Source organism: Ensifer sp. ENS11 (assembly GCF_014851895.1).
Lineage (GTDB): Bacteria > Pseudomonadota > Alphaproteobacteria > Rhizobiales > Rhizobiaceae > Ensifer > Ensifer canadensis.
This window is the reverse complement of the sequence record NZ_JACVAN010000017.1, coordinates 1-22,426: the sequence shown is the minus strand read 5'-3', so window position 1 is coordinate 22,426 and position 22,426 is coordinate 1. Positions and strand designations below refer to the sequence as shown.

The window sequence follows — 22,426 nt, the reverse complement described above, 5'->3', positions numbered from 1 at the left end:
CGCTGCCGGATGGTCTCATCCGGCAGCGTTTCTCTGAATGAAAACAATCCCGGAATGACTGATGAAGAGTGATGAAAACGACCAGTCGTCGGTCGTCTGGTTTCTGACTGGGATGCGTGGCCTGTTCAGCCTTCCGGCCTTTATCCTGATGCTGTCCTTCGTCGGCTTCTGTTCCCTGACGGCTCAGGCTGGAATTCCGCCGGAGCAGGTCGTTTTCATGACCGGCATGGTGTGGGCACTGCCGGCCAAGGTCATTCTCGTCAGTTCGATGATGAGCGGTGCCAGTCTCGCGGCTGCTTTCCTCGCTGTGTCGCTTTCGTCTGTCCGGTTGATGCCGATGGTTGCAGCACTCATTCCGGAGCTGCGCACAGCGAAAACGCCGACATGGCTACTGCTGTTCTTGTCGCACTTTGTCGCGATCACCGCCTGGGTCTTTGCCATGGAAAAGGTGCAGGCGGTGCCACGCGAGAAGCGCGTTGCCTTCTTCGCCGGCTTTGGCATCACGCTCGTCGTCGCCAACATGGTGTTGGTCGCCATCGTCTATCACTTTGTCGCCGATTTTCCGCCGATTGTCGCCGGCTGCCTGTTCTTCCTGACGCCGATCTACTTCCTGGCTTCGATCTGGCATTCGGCACGTCATCCGGTGGTCTACATCGCGCTGCTCTTCGGTCTTATCGCCAGTCCGCTGTTCTATTGGCTCGCCCCTGAATTTGACATCCTGCTCGCAGGCGTTGGCGGCGGCACGCTGGCCTGGGCGGTGGAAGGGCTCTGGCGCCGTCGCCGGGAGATCGGCGCATGACCTGGCAGGACGGTTGGTGGGCCTACGCCTTCATCGCGATCGCCGGCTGGCTCGCGACCGACATCTGGCGCTGGCTGGGTGTTATCGCCGGAAACCGGCTGCGCGACGATTCCGAGGCATTGAACTGGGTGAGGGCGGTGGCGACTGCGCTCGTCGCAGCCGTCATTGCCAAGCTCATACTCTATCCGACAGGCGTTCTTGAGCAATCGCCGTTATGGCTGCGTCTGGGAGCCGTCGCGATAGGGGCAACGGCATTCTTCCTGCTTGGCCGCAAACCGGCAATCGGCATAGCAACAACGATCGCAACGTTGGCTGCAGGCCTATGGTGGCTGGGCTTCTAAAGTGCGTCGCGATCTTTCAGATTCACTTGATGCGCTTTAAGCTTTTGTTTTTGCGTATGTCGTTATCGCAAAACCGCTGAACACTTTTGCGGGACATACTTTAGGGGCTCAATACGCAGCCGGTGACGGCCGCTGGTGCGACCGTCAGATTCGCATTTAAAGTGCCTGGCGCACTTTCTCGGCGTTGGCGGCCAATACCGCGCCATCTTCCATCGTGCCGGAATGCGGCTTCAGCGGAATTCCGTCGCGCCGCGGGATAACGTGGAAGTGCAGGTGGAAGACGGACTGGCCGGCAGGAGCCTCGTTGAACTGCATGATCGTCACGCCGTCGGCGTCGAAGGCTTCCTTGGCTGCGACGGCGATTTTCTGAACGGCGGTGATCAGTGCCGGCAGGCTCGTAGCGTCGGCATCCAGCAGATTGCGGGAAGCGGCTTTGGGGACGACCAGTATGTGGCCTTCAGCCTGCGGCATCACATCCATGAAGGCGATCGTCGCATCGTCCTCGTAGACCCGGTGCGACGGGATCTCGCCCCGCAGGATCTTCGCGAAGATGTTGTTGGTGTCGTAAACGCTCATTGTATTTCCTCGTAGATTGGATCCGGCCAGCGCCGAGAGCGGTTCAATCGTCCTGGCGCTCACCTTTGCGGAAAGGGCCGTGTTCGGCAAGAAACTCAGCCGTCTCTTCCACATCCCTTCGTTCGCGAACGAGATAGTCCGAGACCGCCCGGGCGAGGCCGGGATGGCTGATGTAGTGCGCTGAATGCGTCGTGACCGGCATGTAGCCGCGGGCGAGCTTGTGCTCGCCCTGCGCGCCGGCTTCCACGCGTTTGAGGCACTTTGCGATGGCGAAATCGATGGCCTGGTGATAGCAGACTTCGAAATGCAGGAAGGGGTGCTCCTCGATGCAGCCCCAGTGGCGGCCATAGAGCGCGTCGCCGCCGATGAAGTTGATCGCGCCTGCGATATAGCGGCCGTTGCGCCGTGCCATCACCAGCACAATGTCGTCCGCCATGCGCTCGCCGATCAGCGAATAGAAGGCGCGGGTGAGATAGGGGCGCCCCCATTTGCGGTCGCCGGTGTCCATGTAGAACGTGAAGAACTGGTCCCAGATTGCTTCCGTCAGATCGCTGCCGGTCAACCAGTCGATCGTGATGCCGTTTTCGAGTGCGGCGCGACGCTCCTTCTTCAGGGCCTTGCGCTTTCTGGATGCCAGCGTTTCCAGGAATTCGCCGTGCGTGCCATAGCCTTCGTTCAGGAAATGGAACTGCTGGTCGGTTCGATGCAGGAAACCTGCCCGTTCGAATACCGGCATCTCGGCATCCGGGACGAAGGTCACATGCGCCGATGAGGCGTCATGCCGCCGTGCAAGCTCCTTCAGACCTGCCGCAAGCCCGTCCTGTACGGGCGAGCCGTCTTGGCCCGAAACCGTCAGGAGCCTCGGTCCGGTTGCGGGCGTGAAGGGAATGGAGCCTTGAAGTTTGGGGTAATAACGACCGCCGGCGCGCTCGAACGCATCCGCCCAGCCGTGGTCGAAGACATATTCGCCCTGGCTATGGTTTTTCAGATAGCAGACGAGCGCCCCAAGAAGCTCTCCGTCAGCGCCCTCCAACAGCAGGTGTTGGCCGAGCCAGCCGCTTTTGGCCGTGGCCGAGCCCGATTCCTCCAGCGCCGAGAGATAGGCGTGCGAGACGAACGGGTTGTAGACCGCCCCGTCTCGTCCCTTCGCCGCGCCGGAAAGCATGTTCCAGCGCGCCGCCGGTATCTCGGAGAAGGATTGCTCTATGCGGATGGTGACGGCGTCGGACATGAGCTCAGGAAATCAATGCCTCCCGCGGGTCGAAACCCTCGAAGGTCATCTGATCGGCGTTGGCGTAGGTATATTCTTCAGCCTGCCTGTCGCGAACGGTCCAGGTGATGATCGTTCGGCCGAGCGTACGTTCCTTGGTGATGAACGAGTTCGGCAGATGGCCGTAGTGGTAGGAGATGAAGTCGAGGCCGAGTTGCATGGCCTCTTCATGCACGAAGAAGGTCTCCGGCCTTGCCCCCTCGGCGGTCAACCCGAGCGGATAGGGTGCATCGAGCGCTTTCAGATCCTTGAGCAACCAATGGTCGAAGCTCATGAGGGCGACATGGCCTTTGTAGCCTTCGAGCGTTTCCAGGACGGCGGCGGCAAACCCCTCGTCGTCGTCCTTGCGTCCCTTGAGCTCGATGATGAGCGGCACGCGCCCTTTGACGAGCCGAAGCATTTGCGACAGCGTTGGCACCCTGTCCTTCGTTCCGCCGATGGACATCAGGCCGAGCTCGCCGGCCGTCCTCGATCGCACGTCACCCTTGATGCCGCACAGCCGCTCGGTGTCGTCGTCGTGGAAGACGACCGGCACGCTGTCGGCGGTGTATTGCAGGTCGCATTCGATCGCAAAGCCGGCATCAACAGCGCGGGAAAACGCCGAAAGCGTGTTTTCCCAGACTTGCTTGTTCATGTCGTGATAGCCGCGATGGGCGATCGGTTGAGCTTTCAGCCAGGAAATATCTGTCATGCCCGGCACCCGATCACGCGATCTCGATGACCGCGTCGATCTCGACGGCGGCATTGAAGGGCAGGGCGGCCATGCCGACGGCAGCGCGCGCGTGCTTGCCGGCGTCGCCAAGGACGTTTGCAAGCAGGTTGGATGCGCCGTTGAGGACGAGATGCTGTTCGATGAACTCTGGTGTCGAGGCAACGAAGCCGTTGATCTTGACCAGCCGGCGGATGCGGCCGAGGTCGCCGCCAAGTGCGGATTTGGCTTGTGCCAGAATGTTGATCGCGCAGAGTTCGGCGGCGCGCTGGGCGCCCGCGACGTCAACGTCCTTGCCCACATGGCCGGTAACGGCGATCTTTCCGCCTTCCATTGGCAGCTGTCCGGAGATGTAGAGCATCGAGCCGCTGATGACGTAGGGCACATAGTTCGCCGCCGGGGCTGCAGCCTGGGGAAGGGTGACGCCGAGGTCCTTGAGGCGCGTTTCGATCTCTGCGGACATGGAAAGCTCCGTTGTTGTCTTTTGTGTTAAAATCCGGCATTCAGACCGGATCGCAGCGGGATGCGGCATTTAAATGTGGTGACGCCTCGCTTCTGCCGAAAGCTTGTTTATAGCATTGCCGGCGAGTCCAACAGGAGGAAACGGATGTTTCGTAAAGGCTTCGGTCTCGCCAGTTTAGGCAGCGCCTGCTTCGCGGTGATGACGGTTTCGGGCGTCGGTACGGCAAGCGCCAGTGTCCTCGTGCCACATCGGGCGGTCTACGATCTCGAACTCAAAGACGCTTCCGACCGCTCGGGTATCTCCGGCATGTACGGCCGCATGGTCTACGAGTTCAACGGATCGGCCTGCGAGGGGTATACGGTCAGCTTCCGTTTCGTGACGCAGGTGAATACCGGCGAAGAAACGCGCATGACCGACCAGCAGACGACCACCTATGAGGATCTGAAGTCGGGCAACTTCCGCTTTCTGACCCGCTCCTTCACCGACGAAAAGCTCGACAAGGAGGTGCGCGGCACGGCCCATGACGACAAGACCGGCGTCAAGGTCGAGCTGACCGCGCCGGACAAGCGCGAGGTCGAGCTGGCTGCAAGCCGGTTTCCGACCCAGCACATGGTCGAAGTCATCGATCGTGCCAAGAAGGGCGAGAGCTTTTTCGAGGCACGGATCTTCGATGGTTCCGATTCGGGCGACAAGACGCTGATCACCTCGACCTTCGTCGGCAAGTCGCGTAAACCGGCGCCCGATGAGCCGGATGCAGGCAAGGCCGGCAAGCTCGGCGCCGAGAATTATTGGCCGGTCACCATTTCCTATTTCAACGACGACAACAGCAGCGACGCGCTGCCGATCTACCGCATGTCGTTCAAACTCTACGAAAACGGCATCACCCGCGACCTGACGATGGATTACGGCGACTTCGTGCTGAGCGGCAAGCTTGCCGACCTCGAAGTCTTCAAATCGGAGGAATGCAAGTAGTCGATATGACAAAAACAGACTTCAAGTCTTGATTTGTCGGGCAGTAGCCGCTAAGGGGCTGCCCATTCCACACGTGAGGCATGGGATGTTCCGGGAGAAATCCGGATCGTTCCGCCGGTGGGCTTTTCGAAAGATGAGCTCGACGTCTCGCGGAGGTTCAACCGGAAAAGGAGAAAAGGCATGGCATTGCCTGATTTTAGCATGCGCCAGCTGCTTGAAGCTGGTGTTCACTTCGGCCACCAGACGCATCGCTGGAACCCGAAGATGAAGCCCTACATCTTCGGCGATCGTAACAACGTTCACATCATCGACCTCGCACAGACGGTTCCGATGCTGTCGCGCGCCCTGCAGATCGTAAGCGACACCGTCGCCAACGGCGGCCGCGTTCTGTTCGTCGGCACCAAGCGCCAGGCTTCGGAAATCATTGCTGACGCCGCCAAGCGTTCGGCCCAGTACTACGTCAATGCTCGCTGGCTCGGCGGCATGATGACCAACTGGAAGACGATTTCGAACTCGATCCAGCGCCTGCGCAAGCTCGACGAAATCCTCGCTTCGGAAGCTTCGGGCTTCACGAAGAAGGAGCGCCTGAACCTCGAGCGCGAACGCGAAAAGCTCAACCGCGCTCTCGGCGGTATCCGCGACATGGGCGGCACGCCGGACCTGATGTTCATCATCGACACCAACAAGGAATCGATTGCAATCGACGAAGCCAAGCGTCTTGGCATCCCGGTTGTTGCCGTTATCGACTCCAACTGCGATCCGGACCAGATCGACTACCCGATCCCGGGCAATGACGACGCCTCGCGTGCGATCGCTCTTTACTGCGATCTCATCGCTCGTGCAGCCATCGACGGCATTGCCCGTCAGCAGGGCGCATCGGGCCGCGATCTCGGCGCATCGGCTGAAGCTATGATCGAGCCGGCGCTCGACGAAGCCTCCGAAGCCTGATCGGAAGGCGCGGCGGGCATGAACCGCCGCACCAATCTAATGTCGGGGCGAGGCCGTTTGTGATGAAAAGTCTGAACGGCCTTGTTCTTTTCAGCGAGGGATGAAGCGGCTTGGGCCGGCGATCCGCGCCCCGGATATCATCGCGGTGGGCGCGTTCATCACGGTGTCACATACGCAAGCCATTCCCCTGCCACACCTCCTGGTGCCGCGCCACTTGCGGGCAGCGCGCCAGCCAAACAGACAAAGAGGCAAAAAGATGAGTGTAACTGCAGCAATGGTGAAGGAACTGCGCGAAAAGACCGGCGCAGGCATGATGGATTGCAAGAAGGCGCTCGCCGAAACCAACGGCGACATGGAAGCTGCGATCGACTGGCTGCGTGCCAAGGGCATCGCCAAGGCCGACAAGAAGTCGGGCCGCACGGCTGCTGAAGGCCTCATCGGTATTGTCAGCGGCGGCGTCAAGGCCGTTGTCGTCGAAGTCAACTCGGAGACCGACTTCGTTGCCCGCAACGAAGCCTTCCAGGAACTCGTTCGTGGCGTTGCCAACGTCGCGCTCGGCACCGACGGTTCTGTCGAAGCCATTGCCAATGCCAACTACCCGGCAACCGGCAAGTCGGTCGACGAGACGATCAAGGACGCGATTGCCACGATCGGCGAGAACATGACGCTTCGCCGCGCAGCCTTGCTCAAGGTCGAAGATGGCGTCGTTGCCACCTACATCCACAACGCTGCCGGCGACGGCATCGGCAAGCTCGGCGTTCTCGTTGCGCTGAAGTCGGTTGGCGACAAGGAAGTTCTGTTCTCGGTCGGTCGTCAGGTCGCCATGCACATTGCTGCCACCAACCCGCTGGCAATCCGCGCCGACGAAGTCGACGCCGCTGTCGCCGAGCGCGAGCGCAACGTGTTCATCGAACAGTCGCGCGCTTCGGGCAAGCCGGACAACATCATCGAAAAGATGGTCGAAGGCCGTATGCGCAAGTTCTTCGAAGAAGTCGCCCTGCTGTCGCAGGCCTTCGTCATGAACCCGGAAATCACCGTCGGTCAGGCCGTCAAGGACGCTGAAAAGCTCGCTGGCGCACCGATCGAAGTGACCGGCATGGCGCGCCTTCTGCTCGGCGAAGGCGTCGAGAAGGAAGAATCGGACTTCGCAGCCGAAGTTGCGGCTGTCGCCAAGGGCTGATTTCTTCACCCTTGTTTGGAAAACCTTGGGGCATCGCGTGACAACGCGGTGCCCTTCGTGTATCCGGCTTCGTCAATGCGCCGGACCCGCCGGAAAAAGCTCCGCAGCGGTTGAAACCGGGTAGCGCAATATGTCCTTATACGCAGCGCGCCGTTTTGTGCGCCCGCGTACCGATCTGTTCAGGAGCGATGATGTCGGCCGAGCCAATCTACAAGCGTGTTCTACTCAAAGCCTCCGGTGAAGCCCTGATGGGAAGCCAGGGCTTCGGTATCGATGTGGCGGTTGCCGACCGCATTGCCGCCGACATTGCCGAAGCACGCGCCATGGGCGTCGAAGTGGGCGTCGTCGTTGGCGGCGGCAACATCTTCCGCGGCGTGGCCGTTGCCTCCAAGGGCGGCGACCGGGTAACTGGCGACCATATGGGCATGCTGGCGACCGTCATCAACGCGCTGGCGCTGGCGACGTCTCTGCGCAAGCTCGACATCGACACGGTGGTGCTCTCGGCAATCGCAATGCCGGAAATCTGCGAGAGCTTCTCGCAGCGCGCAACGCTTTATCATCTGTCGCTCGGACGCGTTGTGATCTTTGCAGGCGGCACGGGCAATCCGTTCTTCACGACCGATTCTGCCGCTGCCTTGCGCGCCGCCGAAATGGGCGCACAGGCGATCTTCAAGGGCACGCAGGTCGACGGCATTTATTCCGCTGATCCGAAGAAGGATCCGACGGCCACACGCTTCGACCGCCTGACCCACAGCGCAGTCCTGGAAAAGGGCCTCGCGGTCATGGACGTGGCAGCGGTGGCGCTCGCACGCGAGAACGCCATTCCGATCGTCGTCTTCTCGATCCACGAGAAGGGTGGCTTCGCTGAAATATTGACGGGTGGCGGCCGCGCCACCATCGTTACCGACAATTAAGAGCTGCAAGACGGCTATCGGCCGATGAAAGACAGAACGGGAGTTTCCAGCCATGAGTGAAGGTGTAGACCTGAAGGAACTGAAGCGTCGCATGGACGGCGCTATCTCCGCATTCAAGAGCGATATCGCGTCGCTGCGCACCGGCCGCGCGTCGGCGAATGTTCTCGATCCGGTAACCGTTGAAGCCTACGGCTCGCGTGTTCCGCTCAATCAGGTGGCAAACATCACCGTGCCGGAACCGCGCATGCTGTCCGTTTCGGTATGGGACAAGCAGATGGTCGGCGCTGTCGACCGTGGCATCCGCGAATCGAACCTCGGCCTGAACCCGATCATCGACGGCCAGAACCTGCGCATCCCGCTGCCTGAACTCAACGAGGAGCGCCGCAAGTCGCTGGTCAAGGTGGCGCACGACTATGCCGAGAAGGCCAAGGTCGCGGTCCGCCATGTTCGGCGCGATGGTATGGACGACCTGAAAAAAGCCGAAAAGGATGGCGACATCGGACAGGATATTAGCCGTGCTCAGTCTGAGCGGGTGCAAAAGATGACCGATGAAACGATTTCCGATATCGACCGCTTGCTCGTCGATAAGGAAAAGGAAATCATGCAGGTCTGATCTGCTCTTGATCTGAGTCTCCTTTCGCGGACGCCTTATGCAAAATCTCATCCCGATCACCGTTCCGGAACACGTTGCCATCATCATGGATGGCAACGGGCGCTGGGCGAATGCGCGCGGTCTGCCGCGCACGATGGGACACCGCAAGGGTGTTGAAGCGGTTCGTGACGCGGTGAAGACGGCGGCTGAAGCGGGGATCCGTTACCTCACGCTGTTTGCCTTCTCGTCCGAAAACTGGAACAGGCCGCAGGCCGAAGTGACGGATCTGATGGGCTTGCTCAAGGCCTTCATTCGTCGCGACCTTGCCGACCTGCACCGCGAGAACGTTCGCATCCGCGTCATCGGGGAGCGATCGAACCTGCGCGGCGACATCCTGCCCCTGCTGATCGAGGCTGAGGAGACGACGAGCGGGAATACCGGCATTACGCTGGTGATCGCCTTCAACTATGGTGCGCGTGACGAGATGACGCGCGCCATGCGCCGCCTGGCAACTGAAGTTGCCGAAGGCCGTCTGCGGCCAGAGGACATAACGCCTGAGCGCATCGCCGCTTCGCTCGATACGGCCGGCATTCCCGATCCGGATCTCATTATTCGCACCAGCGGCGAAGAACGGCTTTCAAACTTTCTTCTTTGGCAGGGAGCCTATTCCGAACTGCTGTTCGTTCCGGAGCTTTGGCCAGACTTCACGCGTGAGACGTTTCTGTCTGCGCTCGAGAAATTCGCCTGCCGCGAGCGTCGCTTCGGCGGTCTGGCGCAGCCGACGTTAGCGGTTGGTTCGTAAATGCAAACAGAACTCAAGCTTCGCATCGCCTCGGGAGTGGTGCTCGCGGCGGTCGCACTCGGTGCGACCTGGTTCGGCGGCTTGGCCTTCCAGCTTCTTTCGGTCCTGATCGCACTGCTCGTTTACTACGAGTGGTCGACGATTACCGGGCTGCCGGAGCGCGATTTTCAAGGCAATGCCTTCGGTTGGCTGTCGCTGGCGATAATCGCCGCTCTCATTCTTCTCGGATATATCGGCTACAGTCTGCCGGCCTTGCTCATTGCTGTCGTTATCGCAGTGCTTTGGGTATCGCTCAAGAAAGGCAGCTGGTGGTTGCCCGGCGGCATCGTCTACGCAGGATTGACCGGCATCTCGCTGGCGGCCCTGCGCGGGGTTGACCAACCCGGCCTGATCGCGACCTTGTTCGTCTTCGCCGTCGTTTGGGGAACCGATATTCTTGCCTATTTCGTCGGTCGGGCGATCGGAGGCCCCAAGCTCGCGCCGCGCATTTCGCCCGGCAAGACCTGGTCGGGCGCCATTGGCGGGACGATTTCCGGCGTTGTGGCCGGCATTGCCGTTTTTATGGCATATTTTCCGCTGCAAGATCTGCGTGTCCCGGCTGTGGCGCTGGTTCTCTCCGTCGCGAGCCAGATCGGAGACCTCTTCGAATCCTTCATAAAGCGCCGATTCGGCGTCAAGGATTCGAGCCATCTCATTCCTGGGCATGGCGGGGTCATGGATCGGGTCGACGGATTGGTCTTTGCCTGCATCGCTACGCTGGTCCTGGTGCTGATACAGTATGTCCTCAGCGATGGGCGTCAGATCGCCTTTGGTTCGGTCTTGCTCGGCCTGTGATGCTGGTGGCAGGCTTAAGGAAAGTTCATGACATATCTGCTTGTTGGCCTGCAATTCGTGACCGGCTACATCGTACCCTTCCTGTTGGTGCTGACCCTTTTGGTCTTCGTGCATGAAATGGGACACTACCTCGTCGGCCGGTGGTCGGGCATTCGTATCCTGGCTTTTTCGGTCGGCTTCGGGCCGGAACTGCTCGGGTGGACCGATAAACACGGCACGAGGTGGAAGTTCTGTGCAATACCGCTGGGCGGCTACGTCAAGTTCTATGGCGACGAGGATGCGGCCAGTACGCCCGATTACAAGCGGCTGGAGGCGATCTCGCCTGAGGAACGGTCACGAACCTTCCTGGGCGCCAAGCTGTGGAAGCGTGCCGCGACCGTTGCGGCCGGTCCGATCGCCAACTTCATCCTTGCCATCGCCATTTTTGCCGTTCTCTTCGCCGTTTATGGGCGTTCGGTTGCGGACCCGGTCGTTGCCCAGGTGAAAGAGAACAGTGCTGCCGCCAAGGCAGGCATTCTTCCGCGCGATAGGTTGATCGCCATCGACGGAACGCCGGTCGCGACCTTCGACGACGTTCGCCGCTATGTCAGCGTGCGACCTGAACTGGAAATCAAGATCCGGATCCAGCGGGACGGTTCATTCCTGGATCTTCCGATGGTGCCTGAGCGAACCGAGATATCGGACCAGTTCGGCAACAAGATGGAGGTCGGAATCATCGGTATCGTCACCGATCAGGATGCGGGCAATTTCCGACTGGTGACTTACGGTCCGATCGAAGCCATAGGGCAGGGGGCGCTTCAGAGCTGGCACATTGTCACCGGCACGTTCGACTATCTGGCGAACCTCGTTACGGGACGTATGAAGGCGGATCAGCTTGGTGGTCCGATCCGTGTCGCTCAGGCCTCGGGCCAAATGGCGACACTGGGTGTGGCTGCCGTGCTGCAGCTTGCAGCCGTCCTGTCAGTTTCCATAGGATTGCTTAACCTCATGCCGGTTCCGGTGCTTGATGGCGGCCACCTGATGTTCTATGCGGTTGAGGCCTTGCGCGGAAAGCCGGTTGGAGCTGCTGCGCAGGACGTCGCTTATCGGATCGGCTTTGCCATGGTGCTGATGCTCATGGTTTTTGCGACCTGGAACGACATTTCGATGTTCTTCGGCTAGCGTTCGGCCGGCGAGCATCTGAGGCGGACGACGACCGATACTGTGAACGATTGGATTTCAATGGCTTGTCCAGCAAGGATTTGTTTACGATAACTCGAATCTGTAGTGGCCGTTAAGCCACGGTTCGAATTGAAGTAAACAGAAATTAACGAGCTGACTTGCTTGTATGGGAAAAGCGGGTAAAACGGCAACCGTGACCGGAGTCGGCACGAAATTGCCGCGCGACGTTGGGAAAAGGTAAGATTTGAACATGAAAGCTGGTTCAAGGTTTTTGAACGCGGTGTCGGCGTTTGCGCTGTCCACGAGTATGGTGGTTTCTGGCGCTGGTGTTGGATTGCTCGCAGGCGCTTCCGTCGCAGAGGCCGCGACCATTAGTCGTGTTGAAGTCCGCGGAGCCACGCGCGTCAGCGCTGAAACGGTTCGTGCGAACATCACGATTGTCCCTGGCAAGAGCTTCAGCAACGCCGATATCGATGCTTCCGTGAAGCGCCTTTACGCGACAGGCTATTTCTCCGATGTCAGCATCAATGTCGCTGGCGGCACGCTTGTCGTCACCGTCAGCGAGAACCAACTGGTCAACCAGGTCGTCTTCAACGGCAACCGCAAGATCAAGGACGACAAACTTCAGCTCGCCGTCCGCACGCAGCCGCTCGGACCCTACAGCCAGGCGACGGTCGAAACGGATATCCAGTCGATCAAGGACGCCTATGCTGCGATCGGTCGCAGTGATGTCACTGTGACGACCCAGGTCGTCCCGATCGCTGAAGGTCGCGTCAATCTTGCTTTCGTCATCAACGAAGGCGAGCGCACCAAGATTGCGCAGATCAATTTTGTCGGCAACGAAGCCTATAGCGATGGTCGTCTGCAATCCATCATTGCGACGAAGGAATCAGGTATCTTCTCGTTCCTGACCCGCAAGGACGTCTACAACCCGGACAAGCTGCGCGCTGACGAAGAGTTGCTGCGTCAGTTCTACTACAACCGCGGTTATGCCGACTTCCAGGTCGTTTCGTCCGAGTCTTCTCTTAATGAGGCGACCAACGAATACACCGTGACGATCACCGTTGAAGAAGGTCCGCGCTACGACTTTGGTGCAGTGACTGTCGAATCGACGGTTGAAGGTGTGGATGCCGAATCGCTGAAGGGCGTCGTGCTTAGCCGCGAAGGCTCGGTCTACAAGGCCAGGGACATTCAGGAAACGATGAGCGAGATCTCGAGGCGCGTCGCTTCGGCTGGCTACCCGTTTGCCCGCGTGACGCCGCGCGGTAACCGCGACCTCAGCAATCATACGATTGCCGTCGACTATCTCGTCGATCAGGGCGAGCGCGCCTACGTCGAGCGTATCGAAATTCGCGGCAACACCCGAACTCGCGACTACGTCATTCGCCGCGAGTTCGATATGGGTGAAGGCGATGCCTTCAATCAGGAAATGGTTGCGCGCGCCAAGCGTCGCCTTGAGGCTCTCGGTTACTTCTCGACCGTCAATATCTCGACGGCACCTGGCAGTGCGGCAGACCGCGTCGTGGTTATCGTTGACGTACAGGATCAGTCGACCGGTTCGTTCGGTATCGGTGCCGGCTACTCCGCTGGCAGCGGTGGCGGCTTCCTCGTCGAAGCCTCGATCGAGGAAAAGAACTTCCTGGGTCGCGGTCAGTACATTCGCGTCGCGGCAGGTCGCGGCGAAGAGAGTCGGACCTACAACGTTTCGTTCACCGAGCCGTATTTCCTTGGCTATCGTCTGGCTGCCGGCTTCGACGTCTTCAAGAACGAAAACGACTTCGACGACGAAGACTACAGCTATGAAGACCAGGGTTTCAGCCTGCGCATAGCGGCGCCGATCACAGAGAACCTGTCGACCACGCTGCGGTATAACTTCACGACGTTTGACTATAGCGGTAATATTGCAGATCTGTCTTCGCCTTACGTCCGAGCGGTTGAAGGCGGAAACTGGGTCCGTTCGTCGGTATCGCAATCGATCACTTACAACACGCTCGATGATGCGCAACTGCCGCACGATGGCATTCTGGCGACGTTTACGCAGGAGTTCGCCGGCCTCGGTGGCGACTCTGATTTCTACAAGATCACCGGTAAGGCCAAGTGGTATTACACGGTGAACGATGAGGCGGATATTATTGCTTCGCTTGCCGGCGGTGCGGGTCATATCTTCGAGACCGGTAGCGATCTTCAGGTCTTTGACCAGTTCCAACTGGGCAGCAACGATATTCGTGGCTTCGAGCGCAACGGGGTCGGCCCGCGTGATCAGGCAACAGGCGATGCGCTTGGTGGCACCACCTATTTCACGGCGTCGGCCGAAGCAACGTTTCCGCTGCCTGGCATCCCGCGTGACAGCGGCTTCCGCGGCGCAATCTTCGCCGATGCAGGTACGCTCTACAGCAATAAGGTCGCTACGCTGCCCAGTGAAACGGTACTGGGTAACGACTCCTCGCTGCGTGCATCGGTCGGTCTCGGCCTGATCTGGGCGTCGCCGTTCGGTCCGCTGCGTGTCGACTACGCTTGGCCGATCGCGAAGGAAGATTTCGACCGGGTTCAGAATCTGAAGTTCGGTATTTCCTCGTCGTTCTGATAAAGAAGCAGTCCAGAACTGCCAAAAGTAGATCGTTCTGGAGTGTCCATGGAACAGAATTGGTTTTTTCCGCCCCATCAAGGGATTCGTCTGGGTGACCTGGCGAACCAAATTGGGGCGGATCTGACGGATGGCGCGGTGGCAGATCGCGCTATCCACTCGGTAGCACCTGTCAATCGGGCAAAGCCCGGTGACGTCTGTTACATGCTTTCGCGCAAGTACCGTGCTGAGCTGGAAAGCTGCCAGGCTTCCGCGATTATCTGCGACAAGACGATCGCCCCACTCGTACCGTCTCACATTCCCGTTCTCTTGACTGCGCGGCCGCATACGGCCTTCGCGCTGGCAGGTACACTCTTGCACGAGGCTGCCATGCGCCCGGCGCGCAATACCAGCCTTGCCGGTGTGTCGCCGGCCGCCTTCGTTGACCCGACGGCACGCCTTGAAGAGGGCGTGGAGATCGAGCCGATGGCAGTCGTTGGGGCCGGCGCCGAAATTGGTAGCGGAACGAGAATTGCCGCAGGTGTCGTCATAGGGCCGGGCGTTCGCATTGGCCGAGACTGCACGATCGCGGCGGGCGCAAGCGTTCTCTGCGCTCTTGTCGGCAACAGTGTCATCATTCACCCAGGTGCCCGGATCGGCCAGGATGGGTTCGGCTACGCGCCGGGCCCCAAGGGTGGAATGATCAAGATCGTTCAGGTCGGACGTGTGATCATTCAGGATCATGTCGAGATCGGCGCGAACACGACGATCGATCGTGGCACCATGGACGACACCGTCATCGGCGAAGGCACGAAGATCGACAACCTTGTACAGATCGGCCACAACGTCCGCATCGGCCGTTATTGCGGCATCGTCAGTCAGGTCGGCATCGCCGGCAGCACCAGGATTGGTGACGGCGTGATGATCGGCGGCGGTAGCGGCGTCAACGGCCACATCACTGTGGGTGACGGCGTTCAGATCGCTGCCATGAGCGGCGTTGCAAGCGACGTCCCTGCGGGCGAACGCTATGGCGGTATTCCAGCGCGCCCCATGCGCGATTTCCTGCGCGATGTCGCCGAAATGGCCTTGCGCGCAAGTGACAGACAGAAAAAGAAGGATGGCACGAATGAGTGAGGCGGCAACGGTTCTGGGTACGGCTGATATTCAGGAGATCCTGAAGCTTCTTCCGCATCGTTATCCCTTCCTGCTCGTCGACCGGATCATCGAGATCGACGGCGACAATTCGGCGATCGGCATCAAGAACGTCTCGGCAAATGAGCCGCACTTTACCGGCCATTTTCCGGAGAAGCCGATCATGCCGGGCGTCCTGCTGATCGAGGGCATGGCGCAGACGGCGGGCGCGATCTGCGCGCGCAAGACTGCTTCGGGTACCAACCTCGTCTACTTCATGACCATCGACAATGCGCGCTTCCGCAAGCCGGTTGTTCCGGGTGATCGTGTTGAGTTTCATGTCGTGAAGCAGAAACAGCGCGGCAATATCTGGAAGTTTCATTGTGACGCAAAAGTTGACGGGCAACTTGTCGCGGAAGCTGATATCGGCGCGATGATAGTCAGCACGGAAGACGCTTAAACATGATTGCATCAACAGCGAAGATCCACCCGTCCTCGATCATCGAAGATGGCGCGGTCATCGGTGAGAACGTCAAAATCGGCCCGTTTTGCTACATCGGGCCGAAAGTCGTTCTCGGAGACGACATGGAACTGATGAGCCACGTCGTTGTCGCCGGCCGCACGACGGTCGGCAAGGGCACCAAGATTTTCCCGAATGCCGTCATTGGCGGAGATTCGCAAAGCGTGCATCACAGCACTGTCGACACCATTTTGCAGATCGGCGACAACTGCACGATCCGCGAAGGTGTCACGATGAATGCGGGAACCGTCGAATATGGCGGTGCGACGATCGTCGGCAATAACAATCTGTTCCTCGCCTATTCGCATGTGGCGCATGATTGCCGCCTCGGCAGCAACATCATCATGTCGAACAACGTGTTGTTGGCCGGCCATGTGACGATCGAGGACCGCGCTATCCTTGGCGGCGGCTGTGCCGTGCACCAATTCACGCGCATCGGTCGTCAGGCGTTCATCGGCGGCCTCTCCGCCGTAAGCTACGACGTCATTCCCTATGGCATGCTCAACGGCAATCCCGGTGTCCTGAGCGGGCTGAACGTTGTGGGCATGACCCGGGCGGGCATTGAGCGTGCAACGATCCACGTGGTTCGCCGCGCCTACAAGCAGATCTTCGAGGGCCCAGAATCAGTTCGCGCCAATGCCGCCGCCATTCGCGCTGATTATGCCGACTGTGCGCCTGTTGTCGAAATCCTCGATTTCATCGCAGCCGAAAGCGACAGGGCACTGTCTTCACCAAGTCGCGGCAAGGCCTGACCGTGATGTCGGCCACGGCGAGCCGCGCAGCAACTGGCGGCCGGCTCGCGATCATCGCCGGCGGCGGAGCGCTGCCGCATCATGTGGCCGAGGCCGTTCGTGCCCGTGGAGAAGATCCATTTGTGATCGCGCTCTCGCGCGAAGCGGAAGAGAGCGATTGGGTCGGTTTCGATCACTCCGTGCTCGCCATCGGCGATTTCTCCGGCATCAGCCGCACATTCAAAGAACAACGCATCGACCGCGTTGTGCTTTCGGGCTGGGTCCGTCGTAGACCGGAATGGCGCGACATTCGCCCGACGCTGAAAACGCTTGCCAGAATACCGAGCGTTTTGAAGACGCTGGTGTCTGGCGGCGATGACGCTGTCTTGCGCATGGCGATGCAACTCATCGAAGCAAGCGGCGCCCACGTGATCGGCGTGCATGAGGTGGTTCCGAACCTTCTGGCGGATCCAGGGCCGATTGGCGCTATCGCCCCATCGGACGATGACAGACGCGACGTTGAGGCCGGCATCGCTGCCGCCAACGCGCTTGGCGAACTCGACGTGGGGCAGGGCGCCATCGCTGTCGGTGGTCGCGTGGTTGCCCTGGAGGGCGCCGAGGGCACCGATGCGATGCTCGAGCGGGTGGCGACACTCAAGACGGAAGGACGCGTCTCGGCGCGTCGGCGTGGCGTTCTGGTCAAGCTTTGTAAGCCGGGGCAGGACTTGCGTGCGGATCTGCCATCGATCGGACCATCGACCGTCGCTGGCGCTGTCGCGGCCGGGCTTGCCGGAATTGCTGTCGAGGCCGGTCGCGCCCTGGTGCTCGAGCGCGCGGAGGTGATCGAAGCTGCCAACCGCGCGGGGCTGTTTGTCATTGGTGTCGAGCGGAGCGGTCACCGGGGAAAAGCATGAGCGGACAAGGCTACAAGCTGGCGGTCATTGCCGGCGAGGTATCGGGCGATCTTCTTGGCGCAGATCTGGTGCGGGCACTGCGTGCACAATGCGGGCGTGATGTCGAGCTTGTCGGCGTTGGCGGCGACGGTCTTGAGGGCGAAGGCCTGGAATCGCTGTTCGATTATTCCGAACTTTCGATCATGGGCTTCTCGCAAGTGCTCGCGCGTCTGCCAAAGTTGATTCTGCGCATCCGCCAGACGGCGAATGCCATTATTGCTGCGCGCCCCGATGCCTTGCTGATCATCGATAGTCCGGATTTCACCCATCGTGTCGCGCGTCGCGTTCGCGACGCGCTGCCGGATCTGCCTGTCATCAACTATGTCTGCCCGAGCGTATGGGCCTGGAAGCCGGAACGCGCGCCGCGCATGCGCAGCTATGTCGATCATGTTCTGGCGGTGCTGCCGTTCGAGCCCGAGACCATGCGCAAGCTTGAGGGGCCGCCGACGACCTATATCGGCCATCGGCTTGCCTCGGATGCCAATGTGCTTGCCGTCCGCGCCAGCCGACGCGAAAGACTGAACGACGTCAATGGTAGCGCGGTTTCCACCTGCCTGCTTCTGCCGGGATCGCGTTCAAGCGAAATCAAGCGGCTGCTACCGATCTTCAGGCAGATGACCGAGGAACTCGCTCGCCGGCATTCCGGCGTCCGCTTGCTGTTGCCGACGGTTCCGCGCCAGGAAAAACTGGTGCGCGAGATCACGGCCGGTTGGACGGTTCAGCCGGAAATATTGGTGGGAGCCACCGAGAAATGGGCTGCCTTCGACAAGGCGGATGCGGCAATCGCCGCGTCGGGAACGGTCATCCTAGAGCTTGCGCTAGCCGGCGTTCCCGTCGTTTCTACCTATGATGCCGACTGGCTTGTGCGGTTGCTGCACAACCGCATCCGCATCTGGAGCGGGGCGCTTCCCAATCTCATCGCCGATTTCCCGATCGTGCCGGAGTATTTCAACCAGAGCATTCGTCCGGGCGCCTTGACCCGCTGGGTCGAGCGGCTGTCCGGGCCGACGGCCCAGCGCGCGTCGATGCTCGACGGCTACGCGCTGGTACAGCAGCGCATGGCGACAAGCAGACCGCCGGGCGAATTGGGCGCCGAGATCGTCCTCTCCTATCTGCAAAATCGAAAGCCCGGTCATCTCTGACCGGGCTTTTCTCATTTCCTGATTTCCGTTTGGCGTTAACGCTTGGAGACCGGCACGTAGTCACGCTGCGGAGCGCCGACATAGAGCTGGCGCGGGCGGCCGATGCGCTGTTCCGGATCTTCGATCATTTCGTTCCACTGGGCGATCCAGCCGACGGTGCGCGCAAGCGCGAACAGCACGGTGAACATGGTGGTGGGGAAGCCCAGCGCCTTCAGCGTGATGCCGGAGTAGAAGTCGATGTTCGGGTAGAGCTTCTTCTCGACGAAGTACTCGTCGGTGAGCGCGATACGTTCGAGTTCCATCGCCACTTCGAGGAGGGGATCGTCCTTGTGGCCGAGTTCTGCAAGCACTTCATGCGTGGTCTTCTGCATGATCTTGGCGCGCGGATCGTAGTTCTTGTAGACGCGGTGGCCGAAGCCCATCAGGCGGAACGGATCATTCTTGTCCTTGGCCTTGGCGATGTATTCCGGAATGCGGTCAGCCGTGCCGATTTCGGCCAGCATGTTGAGCGCAGCTTCGTTCGCGCCGCCGTGGGCCGGGCCCCAGAGGCAGGCGATGCCAGCGGCGATGCAGGCAAAGGGATTGGCACCTGACGAACCGGCAAGGCGCACGGTCGAGGTCGAAGCATTCTGCTCGTGGTCGGCATGCAGGATGAAGATGCGATCCATGGCGCGCGACAACACCGGGTTCACTACATATTCCTCGCAAGGCACGGCAAAGCACATGCGCAGGAAGTTCGAGGCGTAGTCTAGATCGTTCTTCGGATAAACGAACGGCTGGCCGATATGGTACTTGTAGGCCATCGCGGCGATCGTCGGCATCTTGGCGATCATGCGCAGCGAAGCGACCATGCGCTGGTGCGGATCGGTGATGTCGGTCGAGTCGTGATAGAAGGCCGACAGGGCGCCGACGCAACCGCACATGACGGCCATCGGGTGGGCATCGCGACGGAAGCCGGTGAAGAAGCGCGACATCTGCTCATGCACCATGGTGTGGTGTGTGACGCGGTAGTCGAAGTCAGCCTTCTGCGCCTTCGTCGGCAGTTCGCCGTAAAGCAGGAGATAGCAGACTTCGAGGAAGTCGCCATGTTCTGCGAGCTGTTCGATCGGGTAGCCGCGGTGCAGGAGCACGCCTTCGTCACCGTCGATATAGGTGATCTTGGATTCGCACGACGCCGTCGACGTAAAGCCCGGGTCGTAGGTGAACATCTTGGTCTGCTTGTAGAGCGAGCCGATATCGACCACATCAGGACCGATGGACCCCGATCGCACTGGTAGCTCCGCCGACTTTCCATCGAATGTTACGACCGCGCTTTTTTCTGTCATGGGGACCCTCCGTCTTATGGCAACGTGGCACAGAGACCATGCCACGAAAATGAACGTTGCGAATTTGCTATATGATTTATTTTCGGCTGCCAAGCTGTACGAAAGGCAAATTGTGCGATGCGAAAATGTGCATATGGCGACGCAATAATCGCACGTTAGAGCAATATGTCCAACCGGATCAATAACTGTCAGGATAATGATGCGGTACCATTCCATATAGGTTTGCCGCTTTTTTCGGCAGATGACGTTCAGGTTGCGGTTGGGTGATGTTGGTTGCATGATCGACCTCTACCGTCTTAGGGGAGTGGTACCGTACGATGAGCGAGATCGAAGTCCGGTCTTTGATGCAGGACGCAGATCGTGTCGCTCCGGCACCACCCGCTTCGGTTTCGATCGGGAGCATGTCTGCAACGCCTGCGAATGCACGCGGCAACCTCGTTTTTCGCCTTGTCAAATCTTGCGCCGCGCTCGCGCACGCACGCCTCCGACCAGAGGCGATTGCCGCACACTGGCGCGAAGCGGTCGAAGAAGAATCGGCCTTCGGCCACGGATTGGTGCTTGTCCCCGTCCTGTTAGCCGCCGGCGTGCTGACGTGGCTCTCGCTGCCCTATGACCTCGGACTCATCAAACTTGCACTGCTGCTTTGCGTTTTCGGAATAGCCGCCTTGCTGTGCAACCTCCGTGTGCGCGCCCTGCGTGCGCCGAGGATCGCAGCGGGGCTGTTCACGGCGGGAATGATGCTTGCGGCGATCGAGGCATCGCGCATCGACACGATCGTTCTCGATGGACCGGTAACGACGAACCTGCGCGGCAAGGTATTTTCGCGCGAGAAGAATGATCGGGACCACTGGCGCTACGGAATTGTCATCGAGCAAACCACGAAGCCGACGTTGCGCCGTGCGCCGTTGAAGGCCATGGTGCTGTCGCGCAGCCCGCACGCGCCGTTGGCGATCGGGGCAGCGATCGAGGGCAGGGCGCGTCTTTCGCCGCCTTCCGGCCCTGCGTTGCCAGGCCTCAACGACTTCGCATTCGATTCTTTTTTCCGGCAGATCGGCGCCGTCGGTTACTTCTATGGTGCGCCACTTAGCCCGATAGCCGACGGTGCTGCGACGGTGGCGGACCGCTCGTTTTGGATGCGGATGGCGGAGTATCTGGCCGCGCTACGCGAAACGGTCGGCGAGCGGATCCGCACGGCAGTCGGTGGCGACACTGGTGCGCTCGCTGCAGCCCTGGTGACGGCGGAAGAAAGGGCGATTGGTCGCGACACCGTCGAGATGCTGCGACAGGCGGGCTTGGCGCACGTTTTGGCGATCTCCGGTCTCAACATGGTGCTTGCGGCAGGTACGTTTCTAATCGGAGCGCGTACCGTCTTGAGTGCGGTTCCCGGGTTGGCGCAGCGCGTGGCGATCAAGAAGGTTGCCGCTGCGGGCGCTCTGGCAATGGTCTTCCTTTACATCTTGATTTCCGGTGGAGCCGTATCCGCCGTCCGCGCCTGGATCATGATTTCGAACATGCTGGTTGCGGTCTTCTTCGACCGCATGTCGATCAGCCTGAGAAATATCGCGCTGGCTGCGATTGTCATCATCGTGATCACGCCATCTGCCGTTGCGGGGCCGGGCTTCCAGATGTCGTTCGCCGCCACGCTGGCGTTGGTTGCTGGCTATGCGCGCTGGCGCGAGCGTGCGGAAGCAGAAGAGCCGGCAGTCGCCGGGCGTTGGTGGGGCAGGCGGCTCGTCACGGGTTTCGTTATCGGCGTGGTTGCGACCTCATTGATCGGCGGACTTGCAACCGCGGTTTACTCTGCCGCCTATTTCCAGCGACTGCCGGCCTATGGGTTGCTCGCCAATATTCTCGCAGCGCCACTGATCAGCATTGTGATCATGCCGTTCGGCCTCTTCGCCATGGTGTTGACGCCTTTCGGTCTCGAGCAGTACCCGCTCGCCGTCATGGCTTGGGGCCTTGACGGTATGCTGGTGATCGCCCGCTTCGTCACGTCGCTCGACGGCGAGTTTCTGACCGGCCGCGTCGGGCCGCTGGCATTCGTTCTTATCGCTGCCGGCGGCGTTATTCTGTGTGTGTTGCGAACTTGGCTGGCAGGGCTCGGAGCCGTGCTGCTGTTTTCCGGACTCGTGTGCCTCGCGTTCGAAGACAGGCAATTGCCGGCGATCGTGGTATCGGAAGATGGGCGCCTCGTCGGATTGGTCACCGACGCCGCCATTGCGACGAACCGGGATCGTCCCTCCGACTTCCTTTTCTCTCAATGGCAGCGGGCATTGGCGGTCGACGCCCACGTCGCTCCGATGCCCGCGCAAGGGGCGGTCGCTGATGGTCTTTATCCCGAGGCGAAGCTACGGCCCGCGAAGGCGCAAACGAGTGCTCTGATCCCCAAAAACTGGACCGTTTTTGATTGGAGTTTTCCGCGCTAGATTCCCGGCTGGGAACAGGAGCGGAAGTGATGAAAGCATCTAATTTTTCGGACGCCCAAAAGGCGTTCATTTTG

At 60.2% G+C, this 22,426-nt stretch carries 22 protein-coding genes; 17 read left to right on the top strand and 5 right to left on the bottom strand.

The features are described 5' to 3' along the window. Positions 1-61: 61 nt before the first annotated feature. Complete coding sequence (locus tag IB264_RS25310) at positions 62-799, top strand: AzlC family ABC transporter permease (RefSeq protein ID WP_025426811.1); 738 nt, start codon at positions 62-64, stop codon at positions 797-799. Beyond that, complete coding sequence (locus IB264_RS25305; RefSeq protein ID WP_038576042.1) at positions 796-1,140, top strand: AzlD domain-containing protein; 345 nt, start codon at positions 796-798, stop codon at positions 1,138-1,140. Before IB264_RS25310 ends, IB264_RS25305 begins: the two co-directional genes overlap by 4 nt. A gap of 156 nt (positions 1,141-1,296) precedes the next feature. Here IB264_RS25305 and IB264_RS25300 read toward each other — a convergent pair whose 3' ends face one another. From IB264_RS25300 to IB264_RS25285, 4 genes are read right to left on the bottom strand one after another with little or no spacing between them, the layout of a single operon-like run. Further along, on the bottom strand, positions 1,297-1,716 hold the full coding sequence (locus IB264_RS25300; RefSeq protein WP_025426813.1) for an HIT family protein: 420 nt from the start codon (positions 1,714-1,716) through the stop codon (positions 1,297-1,299). A gap of 43 nt (positions 1,717-1,759) precedes the next feature. Beyond that, entirely contained in the window at positions 1,760-2,947 is a 1,188-nt protein-coding gene (locus IB264_RS25295; RefSeq protein ID WP_025426814.1) for a GNAT family N-acetyltransferase, read from the bottom strand. A 4-nt stretch (positions 2,948-2,951) separates the two neighbouring features. After that, complete coding sequence (locus IB264_RS25290; RefSeq protein WP_057205061.1) at positions 2,952-3,677, bottom strand: glycerophosphodiester phosphodiesterase; 726 nt, start codon at positions 3,675-3,677, stop codon at positions 2,952-2,954. 13 nt (positions 3,678-3,690) lie between these two features. Further along, a complete protein-coding gene (locus tag IB264_RS25285) occupies positions 3,691-4,158 on the bottom strand; it encodes a RidA family protein (protein WP_025426816.1) in 468 nt (155 codons plus the stop codon). Between the two features lie 144 nt (positions 4,159-4,302). On the opposite strand from IB264_RS25285, the gene IB264_RS25280 reads away from it, so the two are divergent. The 14 genes from IB264_RS25280 to lpxB all read left to right on the top strand — a co-directional run bounded on the left by IB264_RS25280 (position 4,303) and on the right by lpxB (position 18,601). Further along, entirely contained in the window at positions 4,303-5,130 is an 828-nt protein-coding gene (locus IB264_RS25280; RefSeq protein ID WP_025426817.1) for a cell envelope integrity EipB family protein, read from the top strand. Positions 5,131-5,310: 180 nt separating this feature from the next. Continuing rightward, positions 5,311-6,078: a 30S ribosomal protein S2 gene (rpsB, locus tag IB264_RS25275; protein ID WP_038576045.1), complete on the top strand. Its 768-nt coding sequence runs from the start codon at positions 5,311-5,313 to the stop codon at positions 6,076-6,078. A gap of 256 nt (positions 6,079-6,334) precedes the next feature. Next, on the top strand, positions 6,335-7,258 hold the full coding sequence (gene tsf / locus IB264_RS25270; RefSeq protein WP_025426819.1) for a translation elongation factor Ts: 924 nt from the start codon (positions 6,335-6,337) through the stop codon (positions 7,256-7,258). A 191-nt stretch (positions 7,259-7,449) separates the two neighbouring features. Next, the gene (gene pyrH / locus IB264_RS25265) at positions 7,450-8,172 is read left to right on the top strand and encodes a UMP kinase (RefSeq protein WP_025426820.1); all 723 of its coding nucleotides are present in this window, start codon (positions 7,450-7,452) and stop codon (positions 8,170-8,172) included. Positions 8,173-8,224: 52 nt separating this feature from the next. Continuing rightward, positions 8,225-8,785, top strand: coding sequence for a ribosome recycling factor (gene frr / locus IB264_RS25260; RefSeq protein WP_025426821.1), 561 nt, complete (start codon positions 8,225-8,227; stop codon positions 8,783-8,785). 37 nt (positions 8,786-8,822) lie between these two features. Next, positions 8,823-9,566: an isoprenyl transferase gene (locus IB264_RS25255; protein WP_025426822.1), complete on the top strand. Its 744-nt coding sequence runs from the start codon at positions 8,823-8,825 to the stop codon at positions 9,564-9,566. Next, entirely contained in the window at positions 9,567-10,400 is an 834-nt protein-coding gene (locus IB264_RS25250) for a phosphatidate cytidylyltransferase (protein ID WP_025426823.1), read from the top strand. Positions 10,401-10,427: 27 nt separating this feature from the next. Continuing rightward, positions 10,428-11,561 (top strand): RIP metalloprotease RseP, encoded by a 1,134-nt coding sequence (gene rseP / locus IB264_RS25245; protein WP_025426824.1) that lies wholly within the window; start codon positions 10,428-10,430, stop codon positions 11,559-11,561. A 250-nt stretch (positions 11,562-11,811) separates the two neighbouring features. Beyond that, the gene (gene bamA, locus IB264_RS25240; RefSeq protein ID WP_025426825.1) at positions 11,812-14,145 is read left to right on the top strand and encodes an outer membrane protein assembly factor BamA; all 2,334 of its coding nucleotides are present in this window, start codon (positions 11,812-11,814) and stop codon (positions 14,143-14,145) included. 48 nt (positions 14,146-14,193) lie between these two features. Further along, positions 14,194-15,258: a UDP-3-O-(3-hydroxymyristoyl)glucosamine N-acyltransferase gene (gene lpxD / locus IB264_RS25235; protein WP_025426826.1), complete on the top strand. Its 1,065-nt coding sequence runs from the start codon at positions 14,194-14,196 to the stop codon at positions 15,256-15,258. Further along, positions 15,251-15,715: a 3-hydroxyacyl-ACP dehydratase FabZ gene (gene fabZ, locus IB264_RS25230; protein WP_025426827.1), complete on the top strand. Its 465-nt coding sequence runs from the start codon at positions 15,251-15,253 to the stop codon at positions 15,713-15,715. The genes lpxD and fabZ overlap by 8 nt, the downstream gene beginning before the upstream one ends. A gap of 2 nt (positions 15,716-15,717) precedes the next feature. Then, complete coding sequence (lpxA, locus tag IB264_RS25225) at positions 15,718-16,527, top strand: acyl-ACP--UDP-N-acetylglucosamine O-acyltransferase (protein ID WP_025426828.1); 810 nt, start codon at positions 15,718-15,720, stop codon at positions 16,525-16,527. Positions 16,528-16,532: 5 nt separating this feature from the next. Further along, positions 16,533-17,420 carry an LpxI family protein gene (locus tag IB264_RS25220; RefSeq protein ID WP_025426829.1) on the top strand — a complete coding sequence of 296 codons (888 nt, stop codon included), beginning with the start codon at positions 16,533-16,535 and terminating at the stop codon, positions 17,418-17,420. Continuing rightward, positions 17,417-18,601, top strand: coding sequence for a lipid-A-disaccharide synthase (gene lpxB, locus IB264_RS25215; protein ID WP_057205058.1), 1,185 nt, complete (start codon positions 17,417-17,419; stop codon positions 18,599-18,601). The genes IB264_RS25220 and lpxB overlap by 4 nt, the downstream gene beginning before the upstream one ends. A gap of 35 nt (positions 18,602-18,636) precedes the next feature. Here the strand turns inward: lpxB and gltA are convergent, their stop codons facing one another. Next, positions 18,637-19,926, bottom strand: a complete 1,290-nt coding sequence (gene gltA, locus IB264_RS25210; protein WP_025426831.1) for a citrate synthase — start codon at positions 19,924-19,926, stop codon at positions 18,637-18,639. Between the two features lie 344 nt (positions 19,927-20,270). Between gltA and IB264_RS25205 the strand changes: the two genes are divergently transcribed. Next, positions 20,271-22,352 carry a ComEC/Rec2 family competence protein gene (locus tag IB264_RS25205; RefSeq protein WP_375154986.1) on the top strand — a complete coding sequence of 694 codons (2,082 nt, stop codon included), beginning with the start codon at positions 20,271-20,273 and terminating at the stop codon, positions 22,350-22,352. The last annotated feature ends 74 nt before the right edge of the window (positions 22,353-22,426 follow it).

What these genes read in the sequence shown, in the direction of transcription:
- IB264_RS25310 (WP_025426811.1), top strand. Translation starts at nt 62, where the DNA reads ATGAAGAGTGATGAAAACGACCAGTCGTCGGTCGTCTGGTTTCTGACT.
- IB264_RS25305 (WP_038576042.1), top strand. Translation starts at nt 796, where the DNA reads ATGACCTGGCAGGACGGTTGGTGGGCCTACGCCTTCATCGCGATCGCC.
- IB264_RS25300 (WP_025426813.1), bottom strand. Translation starts at nt 1,716, where the DNA reads ATGAGCGTTTACGACACCAACAACATCTTCGCGAAGATCCTGCGGGGC.
- IB264_RS25295 (WP_025426814.1), bottom strand. Translation starts at nt 2,947, where the DNA reads ATGTCCGACGCCGTCACCATCCGCATAGAGCAATCCTTCTCCGAGATA.
- IB264_RS25290 (WP_057205061.1), bottom strand. Translation starts at nt 3,677, where the DNA reads ATGACAGATATTTCCTGGCTGAAAGCTCAACCGATCGCCCATCGCGGC.
- IB264_RS25285 (WP_025426816.1), bottom strand. Translation starts at nt 4,158, where the DNA reads ATGTCCGCAGAGATCGAAACGCGCCTCAAGGACCTCGGCGTCACCCTT.
- IB264_RS25280 (WP_025426817.1), top strand. Translation starts at nt 4,303, where the DNA reads ATGTTTCGTAAAGGCTTCGGTCTCGCCAGTTTAGGCAGCGCCTGCTTC.
- rpsB (WP_038576045.1), top strand. Translation starts at nt 5,311, where the DNA reads ATGGCATTGCCTGATTTTAGCATGCGCCAGCTGCTTGAAGCTGGTGTT.
- tsf (WP_025426819.1), top strand. Translation starts at nt 6,335, where the DNA reads ATGAGTGTAACTGCAGCAATGGTGAAGGAACTGCGCGAAAAGACCGGC.
- pyrH (WP_025426820.1), top strand. Translation starts at nt 7,450, where the DNA reads ATGTCGGCCGAGCCAATCTACAAGCGTGTTCTACTCAAAGCCTCCGGT.
- frr (WP_025426821.1), top strand. Translation starts at nt 8,225, where the DNA reads ATGAGTGAAGGTGTAGACCTGAAGGAACTGAAGCGTCGCATGGACGGC.
- IB264_RS25255 (WP_025426822.1), top strand. Translation starts at nt 8,823, where the DNA reads ATGCAAAATCTCATCCCGATCACCGTTCCGGAACACGTTGCCATCATC.
- IB264_RS25250 (WP_025426823.1), top strand. Translation starts at nt 9,567, where the DNA reads ATGCAAACAGAACTCAAGCTTCGCATCGCCTCGGGAGTGGTGCTCGCG.
- rseP (WP_025426824.1), top strand. Translation starts at nt 10,428, where the DNA reads ATGACATATCTGCTTGTTGGCCTGCAATTCGTGACCGGCTACATCGTA.
- bamA (WP_025426825.1), top strand. Translation starts at nt 11,812, where the DNA reads ATGAAAGCTGGTTCAAGGTTTTTGAACGCGGTGTCGGCGTTTGCGCTG.
- lpxD (WP_025426826.1), top strand. Translation starts at nt 14,194, where the DNA reads ATGGAACAGAATTGGTTTTTTCCGCCCCATCAAGGGATTCGTCTGGGT.
- fabZ (WP_025426827.1), top strand. Translation starts at nt 15,251, where the DNA reads ATGAGTGAGGCGGCAACGGTTCTGGGTACGGCTGATATTCAGGAGATC.
- lpxA (WP_025426828.1), top strand. Translation starts at nt 15,718, where the DNA reads ATGATTGCATCAACAGCGAAGATCCACCCGTCCTCGATCATCGAAGAT.
- IB264_RS25220 (WP_025426829.1), top strand. Translation starts at nt 16,533, where the DNA reads ATGTCGGCCACGGCGAGCCGCGCAGCAACTGGCGGCCGGCTCGCGATC.
- lpxB (WP_057205058.1), top strand. Translation starts at nt 17,417, where the DNA reads ATGAGCGGACAAGGCTACAAGCTGGCGGTCATTGCCGGCGAGGTATCG.
- gltA (WP_025426831.1), bottom strand. Translation starts at nt 19,926, where the DNA reads ATGACAGAAAAAAGCGCGGTCGTAACATTCGATGGAAAGTCGGCGGAG.
- IB264_RS25205 (WP_375154986.1), top strand. Translation starts at nt 20,271, where the DNA reads ATGCAGGACGCAGATCGTGTCGCTCCGGCACCACCCGCTTCGGTTTCG.